The organism is Spirosoma jeollabukense (assembly GCF_054777855.1).
Window position 1 is genome coordinate 249,974 of the sequence record NZ_BAAHAD010000003.1, and the last position, 14,481, is coordinate 264,454.

At 37.2% G+C, this 14,481-nt stretch carries 15 protein-coding genes and 1 tRNA gene; 8 read left to right on the forward strand and 8 right to left on the reverse strand.

Features of this window, described 5'->3' with window-relative positions:
* Window positions 1–14 precede the first annotated feature (14 nt).
* The 3 genes from hemB (at window position 15) to ACYVEA_RS15120 (ending at window position 2,486) form a co-directional block, all read left to right on the forward strand.
* Window positions 15–986: a porphobilinogen synthase gene (hemB, locus tag ACYVEA_RS15110; protein ID WP_461114278.1), complete on the forward strand. Its 972-nt coding sequence runs from the start codon at window positions 15–17 to the stop codon at window positions 984–986.
* Window positions 983–2,320, forward strand: coding sequence for a dihydroorotase (locus tag ACYVEA_RS15115; protein WP_461114279.1), 1,338 nt, complete (start codon window positions 983–985; stop codon window positions 2,318–2,320). The genes hemB and ACYVEA_RS15115 overlap by 4 nt, the downstream gene beginning before the upstream one ends.
* 82 nt (window positions 2,321–2,402) lie before the next feature.
* A tRNA-Leu gene (locus ACYVEA_RS15120) sits at window positions 2,403–2,486 on the forward strand.
* A gap of 184 nt (window positions 2,487–2,670) precedes the next feature.
* Here the strand turns inward: ACYVEA_RS15120 and ACYVEA_RS15125 are convergent.
* Window positions 2,671–3,396, reverse strand: a complete 726-nt coding sequence (locus tag ACYVEA_RS15125) for a PP2C family protein-serine/threonine phosphatase (protein ID WP_461114280.1) — start codon at window positions 3,394–3,396, stop codon at window positions 2,671–2,673.
* Between the two features lie 183 nt (window positions 3,397–3,579).
* On the opposite strand from ACYVEA_RS15125, the gene ACYVEA_RS15130 reads away from it, so the two are divergent.
* The 3 genes from ACYVEA_RS15130 to ACYVEA_RS15140 are packed head-to-tail and all read left to right on the forward strand — an operon-like array spanning window position 3,580 to window position 6,051.
* A complete protein-coding gene (locus ACYVEA_RS15130; RefSeq protein WP_461114281.1) occupies window positions 3,580–4,392 on the forward strand; it encodes a serine/threonine-protein kinase in 813 nt (270 codons plus the stop codon).
* Window positions 4,389–5,570, forward strand: coding sequence for a hypothetical protein (locus tag ACYVEA_RS15135; RefSeq protein WP_461114282.1), 1,182 nt, complete (start codon window positions 4,389–4,391; stop codon window positions 5,568–5,570). The genes ACYVEA_RS15130 and ACYVEA_RS15135 overlap by 4 nt, the downstream gene beginning before the upstream one ends.
* The gene (locus ACYVEA_RS15140; RefSeq protein WP_461114283.1) at window positions 5,563–6,051 is read left to right on the forward strand and encodes a hypothetical protein; all 489 of its coding nucleotides are present in this window, start codon (window positions 5,563–5,565) and stop codon (window positions 6,049–6,051) included. Before ACYVEA_RS15135 ends, ACYVEA_RS15140 begins: the two co-directional genes overlap by 8 nt.
* Window positions 6,052–6,303: 252 nt before the next feature.
* On the opposite strand, the gene ACYVEA_RS15145 is transcribed toward ACYVEA_RS15140, so the two are convergent.
* The 7 genes from ACYVEA_RS15145 to ACYVEA_RS15175 all read right to left on the reverse strand — a co-directional run bounded on the left by ACYVEA_RS15145 (window position 6,304) and on the right by ACYVEA_RS15175 (window position 13,086).
* Window positions 6,304–7,062, reverse strand: a complete 759-nt coding sequence (locus ACYVEA_RS15145; RefSeq protein WP_461114284.1) for an HNH endonuclease — start codon at window positions 7,060–7,062, stop codon at window positions 6,304–6,306.
* A 156-nt stretch (window positions 7,063–7,218) separates the two neighbouring features.
* The gene (locus tag ACYVEA_RS15150; protein WP_461114285.1) at window positions 7,219–8,025 is read right to left on the reverse strand and encodes an Abi-alpha family protein; all 807 of its coding nucleotides are present in this window, start codon (window positions 8,023–8,025) and stop codon (window positions 7,219–7,221) included.
* A 238-nt stretch (window positions 8,026–8,263) separates the two neighbouring features.
* Entirely contained in the window at window positions 8,264–8,896 is a 633-nt protein-coding gene (locus ACYVEA_RS15155) for a hypothetical protein (protein ID WP_461114286.1), read from the reverse strand.
* A gap of 387 nt (window positions 8,897–9,283) precedes the next feature.
* Window positions 9,284–9,886, reverse strand: a complete 603-nt coding sequence (locus tag ACYVEA_RS15160; RefSeq protein WP_461114287.1) for a hypothetical protein — start codon at window positions 9,884–9,886, stop codon at window positions 9,284–9,286.
* Window positions 9,887–10,580: 694 nt separating this feature from the next.
* Window positions 10,581–11,903, reverse strand: coding sequence for a tyrosine-type recombinase/integrase (locus ACYVEA_RS15165; protein ID WP_461114288.1), 1,323 nt, complete (start codon window positions 11,901–11,903; stop codon window positions 10,581–10,583).
* A 435-nt stretch (window positions 11,904–12,338) separates the two neighbouring features.
* A complete protein-coding gene (locus tag ACYVEA_RS15170; protein WP_461114289.1) occupies window positions 12,339–12,719 on the reverse strand; it encodes a hypothetical protein in 381 nt (126 codons plus the stop codon).
* 160 nt (window positions 12,720–12,879) lie between these two features.
* Window positions 12,880–13,086 (reverse strand): helix-turn-helix domain-containing protein, encoded by a 207-nt coding sequence (locus ACYVEA_RS15175; protein ID WP_461114290.1) that lies wholly within the window; start codon window positions 13,084–13,086, stop codon window positions 12,880–12,882.
* 362 nt (window positions 13,087–13,448) lie between these two features.
* On the opposite strand from ACYVEA_RS15175, the gene ACYVEA_RS15180 reads away from it, so the two are divergent.
* Together ACYVEA_RS15180 and ACYVEA_RS15185 are read left to right on the forward strand one after the other, a co-directional pair.
* Window positions 13,449–13,877 carry a hypothetical protein gene (locus ACYVEA_RS15180; protein ID WP_461114291.1) on the forward strand — a complete coding sequence of 143 codons (429 nt, stop codon included), beginning with the start codon at window positions 13,449–13,451 and terminating at the stop codon, window positions 13,875–13,877.
* 1 nt (window position 13,878) lies between these two features.
* Window positions 13,879–14,457 (forward strand): hypothetical protein, encoded by a 579-nt coding sequence (locus ACYVEA_RS15185; RefSeq protein WP_461114292.1) that lies wholly within the window; start codon window positions 13,879–13,881, stop codon window positions 14,455–14,457.
* Window positions 14,458–14,481 lie beyond the last annotated feature (24 nt).

Below are 14,481 nucleotides of genomic sequence, written 5' to 3' on the forward strand. Positions count from 1 at the left end.
GAATACCGAAAACTATGAACTTAATACGTCGTCCTCGTCGGAATCGCCAGTCGGCTGTTATCCGCGATATGGTGCAGGAAACCCGCCTGTCGGTTACTGATTTTATCCTGCCAATTTTCATTACCGAAGGGCAGAACGTTCGTTCGGAAGTGGTGTCGATGCCGGGCATTCATCGGTACTCGCTCGATTTATTGCTGGAAGAAATTCAGGAATGTGTTGATCTGGGCGTCAAATCATTTGATTTATTTCCCAACCTTTCTGATGGGAAAAAAGATAAATACGCTACCGAAAGCTACAATCCCGACGGTCTATATCTGCAAGCCATCAGGACCATAAAAAATCGTTTCCCTGATGTTGTCATCATGACCGATGTCGCGATGGACCCCTACAGTTCCGATGGGCACGACGGCATTGTTGAGGATGGCAAAATTCTGAACGACGCTACGCTGGAGGTTTTGGGTAAAATGGCTCTTGCACAGGCACAGGCTGGCGCTACTATCGTTGGTCCGTCCGATATGATGGATGGTCGCGTTGGCTACATTCGGCAGGTACTGGATGAAGGTGGATTTCACGACGTAGCGATTATGTCCTATGCCGCTAAATACGCGAGTGCTTTCTATGGTCCCTTCCGTGATGCGCTTAACTCGGCACCGAAGTTTGGCGATAAGAAAACGTACCAGATGAACCCTGCCAATAGTCGGGAAGCCCTCATCGAAGCCCAGCTTGATTATGAAGAAGGCGCTGATTTCTTGATGGTCAAGCCCGCGCTGGCCTATCTGGACATCATCAAATTGTTGAACGACAATTTCCATTTGCCTATTGCTGCTTATAACGTAAGTGGCGAATACGCCATGATTAAAGCAGCTGCGCAAAACGGCTGGCTCGACGGCGAACGGGCGATGATGGAATCGCTGATGGCCATTAAACGGGCCGGTGCCAATGTGATTTTGACCTACTTCGCGAAAGAAGCCGCACGCTTGTTATGAGTAAACTTCTGATTCGTAACGCGCGTTTAGTTAATGAAGGACGTACCATTGAGACCGACGTACTGATAGAAAACGGCTTCATTGCTCAGATTAAATCAGGACTGTCTGACAACGGCGTTTATCAGGTCATAGATGCTGGAGGTCAGTATTTGTTGCCAGGCGTCATTGATGACCAGGTACATTTTCGGGAACCGGGTTTAACGCATAAAGCAACGATCCACTCCGAAGCACGGGCGGCTGTGGCTGGCGGAGTGACCAGCTTTATGGAGATGCCCAATACGGTCCCGAATGCGCTGACGCAGGAGTTGCTGGCCGATAAGTACGCGATTGCTTCCCGGACGTCGCTGGCAAACTACTCATTTTTCATGGGTGCCTCGAACAATAACCTTGCCGAGGTGCTACGTACCGATCCGCATACTGTTTGTGGTATTAAGGTATTTATGGGCTCATCGACAGGCAATATGCTGGTCGATAATGAACAGGTGCTGAATAGCTTGTTCAGCCAGAGCCCAATGCTTATTGCGACCCATTGCGAGGATGAAGCTACCATTCGCGCTAACACTGAATACTATCGGGAGAACTACGGCGACGAAGCCACAGCGGCATTACATCCCCTGATACGGAATGAGGCCGCGTGTATGACCTCATCATCACTGGCTGTTGGGCTGGCCCGGCAGCATAACGCTCGTTTGCACGTACTGCATATCTCGACGGTCGACGAACTGGCTCTTTTTGATAATGACCTGCCGCTTACTCAGAAACGGATCACCGCTGAAGTGTGTGTGCATCACCTCTGGTTCGACAGTAGCGATTACGCAAGGCTGGGAAATCAAATCAAGTGCAATCCGGCAATAAAGGCTCCGCATCATAAAGAAGCCTTGTTTGCTGCCCTCCTGGATGACCGACTGGATATTATTGCTACCGATCATGCCCCCCACACGTGGGCTGAAAAGCAGCAAGGCTACTGGCAGGCGCCATCGGGCTTGCCATTGGTACAGCATCCCCTGTTGCTAATGCTCGATTTCGTAAAGCAGGGTAAAATCTCGCTTGAAACCGTTGTCCGGAAAATGTGCCACGCACCCGCGGACTGTTTTCAGATTGACCGGCGTGGCTATGTTCGTGAAGGCTATTGGGCCGATCTGGTGTTGGTCGATGCGCGACATACGACCAACGTTTCCAGGCAAAACCTTCTGTATCAGTGCGGTTGGTCGCCGTTGGAAGGCCATACGTTCGGCGCGAGTATTACCCACACAATTGTATCGGGCGAATTAATCTATCAAAACGGCCAGTTTTTGATGGAAAAACCGGGTCAACGGCTTCTATTTGATCGGTAGGGTCGAAAAAATTTCAATAAAAGGCTTGCGTGATCAGACGTGAGAACCTTATCTTTGCCATCCCAACACGGGGAAACGAGCTGCCGAAGTGGTGAAATTGGTAGACACGCACGTTTCAGGGGCGTGTGTCTTTACGGACATGCGAGTTCGAGTCTCGCCTTCGGCACAGAATTAAGTCGCAATCAATTGTAAATCAGTTGGTTGCGACTTTTTCTTTGTGGGTAGGGGACGGAATGGGGGACGGAATTTAATTTTGTCTTGACTAAAGCGTTGTAAATTTAATTATGACTCACTACCCATATAGAAATCTGAGAAACAAATTAAGAGTCATCTGCTCGTACTAGTTGTTTTTAGCAGATATATTTGATCAAGTACATTGTATAATTGTCATTAGACTTATAGGTACATTGATTATAAAAATAATCACTAATAAAATCTAGATCATTACAGCTTTTCAATAAATCTTCAATCATCTCATTCGAGACAGCTTCTGTAAAGCCATCTGTGCATAATAAAAAGTAATCATTTACCCTTAAGTCATTTATTATCATTTTGTCCAGAAAGCTGCTATTTGCACTATCACTACTAGCTGACCGAAGAATATAATTTTTTAAAAGAGAATTATTTGCTTCCTCATAAGTCAATCGACCTTCTTCCACCAGTTTATTGGTTAAAGAATGATCTTTAGTTTGGTAAAGAATTCTACCATCTCTTACAAAGTACACACGGCTATCGCCAATCCATCCAATTTCACAAAAATTATTCCTAAAATTGACTAAAGCTACAGTTGTTGACATTCCCTTACTTTGTGGAAAATCAGAAGCATAATGTCTAAGTTTTTCCAAACTCAACTGATATGCAATGTCAAGACCCTCATTGCATATGTTAACCTGATATGCAATTGATTCTGCCATAATTCTTGACGCAATCTCCCCACATTTATTCCCACCAACTCCATCACAGACAATAAATATTTTAGTATACGAATTTGGGATTTTTGGATACAAAGCATCTTCGTTATTGTATCTCTTTCCAATACCATTAAAACATATTGACTTAGTATGTGGTACTTGCATTGCCGTTAAAGTTCAGTGCTCAATCGATATTAAATTAGCATTTTTTTTGCTATTATACAAGTAAAACATATCCTATGAAATCTTTCAGTACTACTAAAATTTCTTTTGAAACATAAATCGAATAATTAAAATATAATTTTTGTTATTTTTAATTAAACTTTTTGTATATATCATATATAACAGATGAACGCTGAATTTGCTAAGTGTACAAATCAGGTGGGAGTAGCAGTGGGTGGGCAAAAGTCTGTGTACAGTGCGAATCACCCAACTTTTGGTAAAGTAGTATTAAAAGAGGGATCATTCAGTAGTGCTTCATCATTAGAGCGGATAAGGCGAGAGATTGAAGCATTTAAAGCTATCAACTCAATTTATTATCCAAAACACTATTTCTTTGAAATTGATCTTATTAATAATAAGTTCTACATTATTGAAGAGTATATAGAAGGAAACACATTAACAAAGTCGACTGCTTTGTTTACAGACATAGACAGCATAATCAAACTATTAAGTCAATTAATAAATGCACTTACAATAATATGGGAAATGAATATTGTTCATCGCGATCTTAAGCCTGATAACATTATAATAAGACCAGATTTAACACCGTGTATATTGGATTTAGGAATTGCACGATTCTTGGACCAAGATTCGCTTACAAGGTCTTTCTTTTCGATGGGTCCATGCACACCTATATATGCTTCTCCTGAGCAACTGTTAAACCAGAAAAATAATATTGATAAAAGAACAGATTTTTTTGCATTAGGTATTATAATCTTACAGATATACTTGGGTTATCATCCTTTTGATCCAACTTTTATTGGAAATTCATCATCTATACCCGAAAATATTTTAAATGGTCACTATGTTAAGCCTGATGTCAAACCTGAAGGTGGGGCAGACTTCAATATTTTTGTAAATACTTTGCTTGCTCAACAGCCTTATAGGCGATTTAGAACTGTAGAAATTTTAAAAAATTCCTTAAATAAATTAATATGAAAGTTTTTCATCAGACAGGGTTCCGCCATAAGTGGAATATTTCTTCCTTTGAAACAAATTCTGTAGGTGACGGCCTAATATATTCACCAGTTAATGTTAAATCTAGTGATATTGAAAAATTAGATTTGTCTTTAAGAGAAACCAGCTTTTTAGACCCTCAAATTTACTTGCCTAGTGAAAACAAGGGCATGTTAGAAACATATTCTTATTTTCCTGTAAATATAGTTGATAATTTCAATACGGTTGATTTCTCGGAACATTACGGCAAATTAGCGTCTGAATGTGTTTCTTTTCAATTGAAAAATAATTTTGAATATATTATTATACCAGCAAGATACTATGAAGAAATACCATCGAGTTATTTTGAACAACAGTTTGAATATTTTATAAATCCGTTTTGCGAATATATAAGATTAAATAATATTGATAAGAAAATTTTACTTACTGTTATAGTTAAATCTATTATGCTTACAGACAAGCAGAAACGAGAAGATCTGCTAAATTGGATAACAGGAATACAAAATATTGACGGTATTTATGTTATTTTCGAGAATAGCTTTACCAGCAAGCAAATTAAAGATACTAATTATTTATACAGTGCCTTAATTTTCATTAATGCATTAAAGATAAATCAGTTGGAAGTGCATATAGGTTATTCAAATGTTGAAGGTTTACTTTATTCTGTAGCTAATCCAGATTCAATATCTATTGGCTCATACGAAAACTTACGATCTTTTAATTACAAACGTTTCCTTGATCTTGAAAATTCAGTTCAACGAAGCCCAAACGCTAGAATTTATAGTGGTAAATTATTCCAATGGATTGACTATTCATATTTAGCTGGCTTAAAAACCTTATATCCAAATTATGAAGAATTATTCGAGGAAAGTGAGTATAAACCACTGATGTTTGTACCAGAATATAAATGGCATTTTGCAAAGCCTCAACCATATTTACACTACTTTTATGTATTTTTTAATCAAGTTCGATCATTGCCTGAAGATTTGAGCGAAAGAATAAATTACTTGAAAAACGCTTTCGCAGCAGCTATAAAATTATTCACAAATATATCGGATTCTGGAGTTTTACTTGACCCAAATAGCGACGGATCACATTTATATATTTGGACAACTGTTTTGAATATGTATGAGAAGTTCTTAACTTCGGGCCATGAATAAATTTAATAGCGAAGCCGAAATGGCAAAGCATTTTTTTAGTTATATCAAAGGTGGATCAAGTCTTGTCTTGCAAGAATATCAAGGTTTGTTTGGTATTCCTGATTTCATACTATTTGATTCAAGTTTGAAAAATGAATATTATATTATATCAGTTGAGTTAAAACTAAAGAATTGGAGAAGAGCATTAATACAAGCTTTCAGATATTTAAATTTTTCGAATAAATCATTTGTAATTTTAGATGAAAAATATGTAAACCCCGCTATTAATAATTTAGCTGTATTCAAACAATATAATATTGGTCTAGGGTCTTTTAATGTAGATCAAGAATTAAAAATATATTATAATCCAACTGATATTCAGCCTTTTAATTTACAGATTACAGAGAAGCTATTACATTCGGCTGATAGTGCAAGAAAACGAAGAAAAAAATCTTTAGATATTAATAAAGCTATCCTATTTGAACGCAGTTATAGTTGCTAATATATAAACTTATTTTCTGAAACTGCTAAAATGATGTCATTTCATAAAATGTAATTTTTAGTACAAATTCACAACAGATTTGAAAATCAATAAATTTACTTTTAAAGTGGTTGAATCACTTGTGGGGCGAAATACTTTATAGGCTCTTTTTCAATGCCCTAGATATGTTGTATAAAATATAGATAATTTTAATAAAATTGATATAGTATTTTAAATACCTCTATTGAATAATTTTTTAATAAAATTTATACTTTATCTTGTCATTATATAAATGTTTCTAAGTGTTTCTTTCATTTGTTCTGATTCCGCAATTGTACCTATTAGAACAATATAAGCTAACTCTTTGGTTTGCATTAAATTTTTGTTCACTGCCCTAATTATTTTTCCATACTCGTATTTCTTTTTTTCTTTTAGTTTTAAACCTATTTGAAAAGCAAAATCGTTTTCTTTTCCGTAAATCCTCAACGTGTGTTGTTTATAATGAGTAAAAATGTAATCTTTACCATTTCGAGTAATTCCACCCTCCCAGATCATTTTATTAATAAAGTCACTGATACGCTTGTAAATTTTTAAAATTTCAACACTCAAATTCCTATCTTCCTGAGTTAAATTCTCTACACAAGAACTTCCTACACTCATATAGCCCCAATTTGGATGGTAAATTAGATGCTCAAATCTCAATTCATTACCACATCCACTACGCTCGCAAGTACCGTTGAGACCCCCTAAGTCATCAACTGAAATTAATACCCATCCTGTAGCGGGCTCAATTTTTTTATGTTCTCTTGCATGACAACCTTTACATAATGTAATACAATCGCTTAAAGCATATTCCCAAGGTAGACGTTTGGGAATATAGTGTTTATGGTGTACTTGGAGAGTGGTTTCTAATTCATTTCTATGACATTTTAAACATTTGAAATCGTCTCTATACTTTACTTGTTTAGAAAATTCATGCCATTTAGGATTATAGTATGATTTCCTGGATTGCTTCATAAGAAGTTTAGGCATTTTTTAGTGAGTAAAAAGCGATAGCTATGCTAGAATAATATTAGTATCAAATATTTTACTAAAGAGATTCTGATTAAGTATGAAAAGATACTAGTCAATGGTAGAGGCGAAATACGACTACACAGCAGCTTAAATCAGATTTAATATGTATAACTACTATTTAGGAATTTTCGGAGTTTTACAACTTTCTACAAAGTATCTACCAAAAGGTGTGATTTTAAAGTCATTTGATTGATTAAAACTGGCAGATACATTTAAATCTAATTCAACTTTTTGTTTCTTATCTTCATTTTCGACTAATTCTCCATTTGAAGAGCCATTGTCTATTTCTACTTCAGGGTCTTCATATTTGAGTAATCCTAGTAATATCATATTATCTATACAAATAGATATAAATTGATCGTCTATTTTGAATCGTTTCTTAATATTATCCGCTCTAATTATAATACTGTTCAGTTTGATACTTTCGAGCGTATCATTTATAAATGGCTTACCCCATTTTTTACGTTGTTCAAGTGCCTCCGCTCTATTTTTATGCATCTCATCAAACGAAAAATCTAATATTTGAGCTTCTAATGGAGTTAAATTAGATAAAGTCTTTACTAACCTCGGTTCTAGTCCATTTTCAGGTGAGGTTGCGATATTAGTAAGTAGATTTGCCCATTTTTCTTGTAACTCTTCGTTTTCCTCTAAAGAGCATTGCTCAAGTAAGGGGACAAGAGTTTTAAGTTTAAGTTCTTTAGGCTTTAGATTATTTTGTTCTAATAAGTAAACAGTTTTGTTGAAAATACTTATTTGGTTTTTAAGTCTGCGATACCGCATCTTGTCAGCAAATAGTTCACCAAGTTCTTTCGTAGCAGGACCGAAAAGAGTTTTCATCAACTCCTCTGTTTTATCAAGTATTTGCTTTGGGAGATTAAGGCTTTGAATAATTTCTTTCATGTTTACTGATGTATTTTCCATAGCAAGTTACTGACTAAATTTATTTGTTTGTCTAATCTGTCAACGGGGGCGTTCGGGTTATCACACGGCAACCACCTTATTTTTTCAAAGTATGCCTACGGGGGGGCGGCTTGTCAACCAAGACTCGGAAATTGAAAGTGCAGTTCGATTCTGCTCGCTTATCGAGAATTGCTATAGGGGCTGTGAAAACAGCTACATTGCTTCGGCGACGATGTACCTATTAGGAAAGATGCGATTGCTAGGTCATTGCCAAGCCTAGCATTTTTATTTCTTCGCATACTGCTTGAAATTCAGCGTCAAAGTCAATTTCTGTGAAGTCAAGTACTATCTTGTCGTTAATGATTTCTGTGAATACTAATCTATCTCTTAACTCTGGAAACTCAACACCAATGTTTTTGGTAATAAGACCTAGTAATTCACAAAGGAGTTTAATTTCCCGGTTTGTGAAAGGAATATTATACTTCAGGCTCTTGTCTGCTTTTTCAAAAATGGACTGCCCTTCGATTCGCAAAGGATGAGCCAAAATCTCATTTCGGTACGTTTTCAAATCAGTCCATTTGGCTATCCTCTTTGTAACAGGTCTAATTTGACGCTTGAATTTTATAATTCTGTTTTTCCATTCGGGACAGGCATGGATTGTAAATTCTCGGTGGAACTCATCCAGCATAGAACAAGAAAGCAATAAGGCTTGATTATAAAGAACTGCTCCGACGGCTAAGTCTGCCGGAAATCTGGAATAGTACCCATCAAATTGAATCAGAAAACGGAATACTTCTGATTCTTCTTTAATTTTTTCTGCCGCATGAATTGATAGATTTATCTGCGTGAGCAGATGAACCATTGCCTTAAAACAGCTTAAAAGCTTATCCATTCAAACTTGATTCGTGAGAAGACATATATTGGCGCCCGGAACCCAACTAACTCGCTTTTCTGCCCAACCGGGACGGTTAGCTTGTCAGCCGGAACTTGGAAATGGAGACCTTTTGAACCTGCCTAACCGGGGCGTTTGACTTTTCTCAGGTGACTTGCCTTAAAGCCCAAAGCTGCCAAACCCCAAGTGCTACTTATCGCATGCGAGCCCACTACTACGTCATTTGCTATTCTCATCACCCAATACCCAAAGGGGTTAATAGATAAAGAAACCACTCAAGACAACAAACGCAACATCAACCTTTACACCCTCGTTTGTTTGGGCTGACCGCGTTGACTCTGCGGCCTGCTTCCTGTCGCCGAGAAACTGCCCATATAAAGCGAAAAATTAACGCATTGAACTTGCTTCTTTTTGTAAAGTTATTAAGCCAAATGTAGAGGTCTGTTGAGCAAAAGGAACTGGAAATTGCAACTTCCAACCAGATAATTCGGGATATTCATCAAAACGTGAAATCATATCATCGATTTTTGATTGAGTCGGCTTTGGAGTAGTGAAGGCACAACAAACTAAATTAATTGTATCGTTTATTTCTGCTTTACTACGTAGTTGGTCAAACTTTATACAGTCTCCAACTATACCGACTTTTCGACCTTCGGCTGAGTTACTTGTATAAAAAGATAATTGCCGCCCGTTACCTCTCGTTTGCGCTATAGAGAAATGTTTAAACTCTATATAAGTCGTACAGTTTTCTGCATCTGTAAATACAACATCTATATGAACTCTTTTTCGACCTTTTAAGAGAAGTGTGTTTTGAAGCGAGAAGCTCTTAATTTGGTCATTTTGCAGTAGAGTATTCAAATACATACCTGAGTAAACGGTAAAGAAGTTCTCAACACGTATATCATTCTTTATTATGACGGCTAAACCAGCTTGTGGCAGATTATTGATTAAATAGCTGTATAAACCAGTAAGAATTTCATCTTTATTCATCAGTGAGTCCATTTTATATATACAATCCAAAACTTTCATACATTAGTAGCCGTGTTGTGGGAACGTTACTTATAATTGTTGCTGGTTTTTAAGCGTTTCTCGTGTCGGCCGGAGCGTACCAACGAGCCACAAACTGCCTGTCGAGCCGTGCCCCCTTTTATATTATTCTCTTTTACTTGCCCTACCAGGGGGGGACTGTTTCACACAATAGCCAGATATGAAAGCCTTAATGTCCCCATGCGGCTTTGGTGGATTACTTACAGAATATTATATGGAAATATTGTCATTTTTTTGTGACAATTAGTGAATAATAAAGCGTTGTTTTGGAAAAAAGTAGTAAAACTGCTTTTTTTTCTCAACTACTATTTTGATCAATCGTAAATTCTGAAAACATCAAAGGCATTCATAATGAATTGACTATACGGTAGATAGTTTTGTTACATTCAATATACTGAAGTAGCTAAGAAACAAAACATCCTGACTACTGCGAAGCCATTTTTTACCGTTTTCGATGCTGATTAACCCTACCCGTAGTAAGCCAGTCGTCTATTATCCCTTTAGTATACCAGCGTGAACCGCCTTTCTTAAATGAGTCCAGCTCTAACGTTCGGTAGTACCTCAGCGTGTCAAGATCGCGACTTAGGTAAGCAGCGGCTTCGTCTTCACCAATTGGTTTGCTTGTTACATGCTGCTTCTATTTTGAAGCCATTTCGCAATCAGCAGCCTTGCCTATCTTCCTGTTAAAAATTGCATTCATGGCCTGGGTTGTGTCCCGCTCTTGCAAGTCTTTTGTATATATTTCAGTTGTCTTAAAGTCACTATGTCCCATCATTTTTTGAATGTCATACATTGTAATGCTGCCGTCTTTTTCCATCGTTCGCCGTGCCAGGTCCGCGAAACTATGCCGGGAATTGTGAAAGCGTAACGGTTCGGTTAATCCGGCTGCGCGTTCGATTTCTTTTAGGCAAACATTCATTTTTGTGTTAAGTGAAGTGATTTTTACAGAATACCTTTGCTTTAGCTCGAAGGGTGCCGTTCGGTACTGCTCATAGGTCACAAGTTTAGCGTAAGGCGCTGTATTCTTCAGATAAGGTAAAACGTAGTCTGTTGGCTTAGCGCCCAATTTCCAGTACTTTTTAAGTATCTGCCAAGCGTCGGCAAAAACGGGAACATTCATTACATTACCCGTTTTCATCATTTCATAGCGCAAGCTTACAGGGGTTCCAAATTCGTCCGTTTCAAACTCCCTATACCTTAGCTTCATTACGTCGCCAAAGCGGGCACCAGCAAGCGAATAAGCCAGCATCCAGACTTCTAGTGTTCCCTCTGGCGTAATGGTTCGTTTTTGCGTTTTTATCCGAACGGTCGAAACTTTCGCTATGCTCGATTCATTCAGCTTTGCTTTCTTCGGCTTCAGCGTGGCCAGCGTTTCAGCATCCAGCCAGGGGGAAAGCGTTTTAGCCCGCTTCGGACTAATCCCCCGCTTGATTAAAACGTCTTGGTGTACTTTGTGTAAGCGGGTCAATATCCCGTTAATGGTTGACCCCTTACGGCGCTTCCCGGTAAGCGGTAATGTTTCCTTTCGTAAATGATCCTGAAACTGTCGGACCAGTGTAGACGAAACCGATTCTAAGGGCGTCTGTGAACCCGCGAATTTTTCAAATAGGGTGCAAGCTATCCGCTTGTTTTTGTAGGTCTGAAAAGCTTGTTCTTTGGCGTCGTCTAATACCTTGTCTGTCCAATCGAAATACAAATCTGAAATACCAATTCGGAAACGTTCGGCTAGTAGCAAAGGAATTTGCAAGGTGTTGGGCTGGTCCCGCTGCCAAGTTTGAACCTGTTCCTTTATTCGTAGGTATTCATGTTCGATTTCAATATTTAGGCTTTCTTTATTAGGATGCTTAAAAACCCATTTTCCCCAAGTTTTTTTTGGGTTCCAATATTTAACTGCCTTGTCAATTTTGACGGACGTTAAAACCCTGGCTGGTTTATGCCCTCTTAGATGAATGCGAATCATTACAGACGACCTTCCCGTTCTGTCCGGTTTATTAGAAAGTTCTATATTAAATGTATGTAGTGTCATAAAAAAGAGTACCTGTAAACTTTCAATGCAACTGGAGAGATTAGAAAGACTTTTAGTATTTGACTTAATTTAGTTTTATTAAAGTATATTTTAGTATATGCTTACTTTAACCATTATAATAAAATCTTTTTATTTCGCTACTGGCTATATTATATCATTATGGAATATTCCATAATGTCAGTTAATAAAATATGGAATATTCCATATTTTATTAAGCTTAGTTGCATTAGATTTTCCTTACTACTTATACTTTTCATATATTTCATTCTTTTGAACATATTTTACTTTTGGTCATAAAAATACGCCTGTTTTTAGTATATAAAACCAGGCGTATTAGAATAAATAAATTTCTAGAGAAATACTTTTTATTTAATTATTAATATCCCTTAAAACTGAGAATATATTTCTTTCTTCAACTTCACTAATCAAGTTTATCAGCCGAAAAGCAGTAGATAGCGTGTTCGCTCCGTCAATAGTCCGCAAGTCGTTTCGAAGCTCCCCAGTTACTTTGTTTGTCTCAGTTAACCAAGCACCAAGCATTTTTGTAATAGCATCAATGGTATCTGCTGCGCTATTGGCTTCAAAGTACGTTGATACAACTCCTTCTACAGTTGGACTTTGCCAATGTCTGTGCAAGATGTTTCCTGGCGTGTTTACTTCAATAGAACCTGTTGAGGCTGCGTTTTGCGCCGTTTGCTCAATAGAGCTTGCATAATTTCCCCCACCCACGTAGTTTTGGTTCGTGTTCATTTTAATTGAAAGATTAGATTTGACACATGGCCCCAACGTTCATTCCGCCAAGTTTGTAGCGTTGGGGTTATCCATGTTTAAACAAGTGATTTTCACTTGCATTATAGAACAATATTAAGCAAACTGCATATATATACCAACCTATGTGGTAAAAAAATATTTATTTAAATGTAGGATCAAACTTTACTTCTAAAACGGTGGCTATTTTGGCTAGGGTTTCGATAGTAAGATTTTGCTTTCCAGCTTCATAATGACTGACTGTCGTTTCTCCAACGCCTAACTTCACTGCTAACTCCTTCTGTGTTAGTCCCTTTGCCTTCCTAGCCTCCCGTATCTGTTGACCTATCTGCTGTTTAATGTCTGCCATTACCATTTAGCTGTGTTGGTATAAATATACAATATTATTCAATATTGTAGACCTGACGATATTGCACAGGTCACTTCGTGATTGAGCAAGCGGTATGTCCTGCAAAAGCAACTGTTTAGTCAATTGGCCCATAAGAGGTTATTAGAAATGTTGATTCTTGAGATTTTACATTTAAAAAGGGTGTTTTTCCCGTAGGAAAAACGTGGTCGATTACAGTTCTTGCAAAGTGTAAAGCACTTGAGAGTTAAGGGCTTCAACTATAAATGATCTAACTAATATACCGCTCAAAATAAAATGTAAGATACATGTTACATTGTTAGCTTATTGATAATATTAAACAAGTACTAAATACTAATTTGGCTATGACGACGGCTGATGACTTTCCTAATGATAATAATTTAAGTGATGATAAGTCTACAGAATTGTTGATTTCAGAACTCAGCTTTAAACTTAAAGATTTAGAAGATAATTTAGAATTGTTAAAATTCAAAAAGGAACAAACTTACTCTCTAGCTCCACTTTTGTCATTAATAATATCTATAGCACTTTTTTTGCTACTTTCTTACGCGCTTATACTGTCATTTATATCTTCAATAAATATTTCAGCTTATGCACAAGTGTTAATAATAGTTGTGATGTTAATAATGATATTTTTTATCTATGTTACTTATAATAAGTTTCTGTCATATAAAAAGCAATTGTTAAATATAAGTATCGCCGTATTTAAAGCAGAACAAGCTTTGAAAAGGGGGCATAAAATTATTAAATCTGACACTGCATTAAATTATTGATATGAGCGCTCTAAAAAAAAATGAAATTAAAAGCGCTATCAATCAAGTTGATGACGCAAAAAAACAGATAGATTATAGCGACCCCAAGAATGCACTTGACCTTTCTGACCGGATAAATAAAGAGCCATCAAGCGTATTGTATGGCGCATTGGGTATTACAACTGGTGCAACCTTGGGAACAACTCTTGGGATCATTGGGGGTGTTACTATTGTCGCAACGGGTGGCGCTGGAGCACTAATAGGTGGAATTATTGCAGTTATATTATGGCGTGGTAAAAGCTTTCAAAGATTAGAAAGATTGACAGCAAAAACGCAACATCGATTAAATTTCTTAAAAGAAGAAATGGAATATGCAAGGCTAAACAACGATACGGAATCTTTAGAGTTATTAAAGCAAGAATATAAAAATACTATTAAATTACACGGAGTCGAATCATCTCAATTTATAGTTGAAAATACATCTTCGCTTGATAAAGTTTTTGATAAAAATCAAATACCGGCATCTGATGAAATAGGTACCGTTGAAGACGCAGTTTATGAAGAATTAAAAGAAGAAAAGAAAAAAGAAGAAGATAAGTAAAATGATTTCAATAATATGCAACTA

Coding starts and splice junctions, on each gene's coding strand:
- ACYVEA_RS15125 (WP_461114280.1), bottom strand. CDS start 3,396: ATGCAAGTACCACATACTAAGTCAATATGTTTTAATGGTATTGGAAAG.
- ACYVEA_RS15185 (WP_461114292.1), top strand. CDS start 13,879: ATGAGCGCTCTAAAAAAAAATGAAATTAAAAGCGCTATCAATCAAGTT.
- ACYVEA_RS15130 (WP_461114281.1), top strand. CDS start 3,580: ATGAACGCTGAATTTGCTAAGTGTACAAATCAGGTGGGAGTAGCAGTG.
- ACYVEA_RS15135 (WP_461114282.1), top strand. CDS start 4,389: ATGAAAGTTTTTCATCAGACAGGGTTCCGCCATAAGTGGAATATTTCT.
- ACYVEA_RS15150 (WP_461114285.1), bottom strand. CDS start 8,025: ATGGAAAATACATCAGTAAACATGAAAGAAATTATTCAAAGCCTTAAT.
- ACYVEA_RS15140 (WP_461114283.1), top strand. CDS start 5,563: ATGAATAAATTTAATAGCGAAGCCGAAATGGCAAAGCATTTTTTTAGT.
- ACYVEA_RS15160 (WP_461114287.1), bottom strand. CDS start 9,886: ATGAATAAAGATGAAATTCTTACTGGTTTATACAGCTATTTAATCAAT.
- ACYVEA_RS15155 (WP_461114286.1), bottom strand. CDS start 8,896: ATGGATAAGCTTTTAAGCTGTTTTAAGGCAATGGTTCATCTGCTCACG.
- hemB (WP_461114278.1), top strand. CDS start 15: ATGAACTTAATACGTCGTCCTCGTCGGAATCGCCAGTCGGCTGTTATC.
- ACYVEA_RS15175 (WP_461114290.1), bottom strand. CDS start 13,086: ATGGCAGACATTAAACAGCAGATAGGTCAACAGATACGGGAGGCTAGG.
- ACYVEA_RS15115 (WP_461114279.1), top strand. CDS start 983: ATGAGTAAACTTCTGATTCGTAACGCGCGTTTAGTTAATGAAGGACGT.
- ACYVEA_RS15180 (WP_461114291.1), top strand. CDS start 13,449: ATGACGACGGCTGATGACTTTCCTAATGATAATAATTTAAGTGATGAT.
- ACYVEA_RS15145 (WP_461114284.1), bottom strand. CDS start 7,062: ATGCCTAAACTTCTTATGAAGCAATCCAGGAAATCATACTATAATCCT.
- ACYVEA_RS15165 (WP_461114288.1), bottom strand. CDS start 11,903: ATGATTCGCATTCATCTAAGAGGGCATAAACCAGCCAGGGTTTTAACG.
- ACYVEA_RS15170 (WP_461114289.1), bottom strand. CDS start 12,719: ATGAACACGAACCAAAACTACGTGGGTGGGGGAAATTATGCAAGCTCT.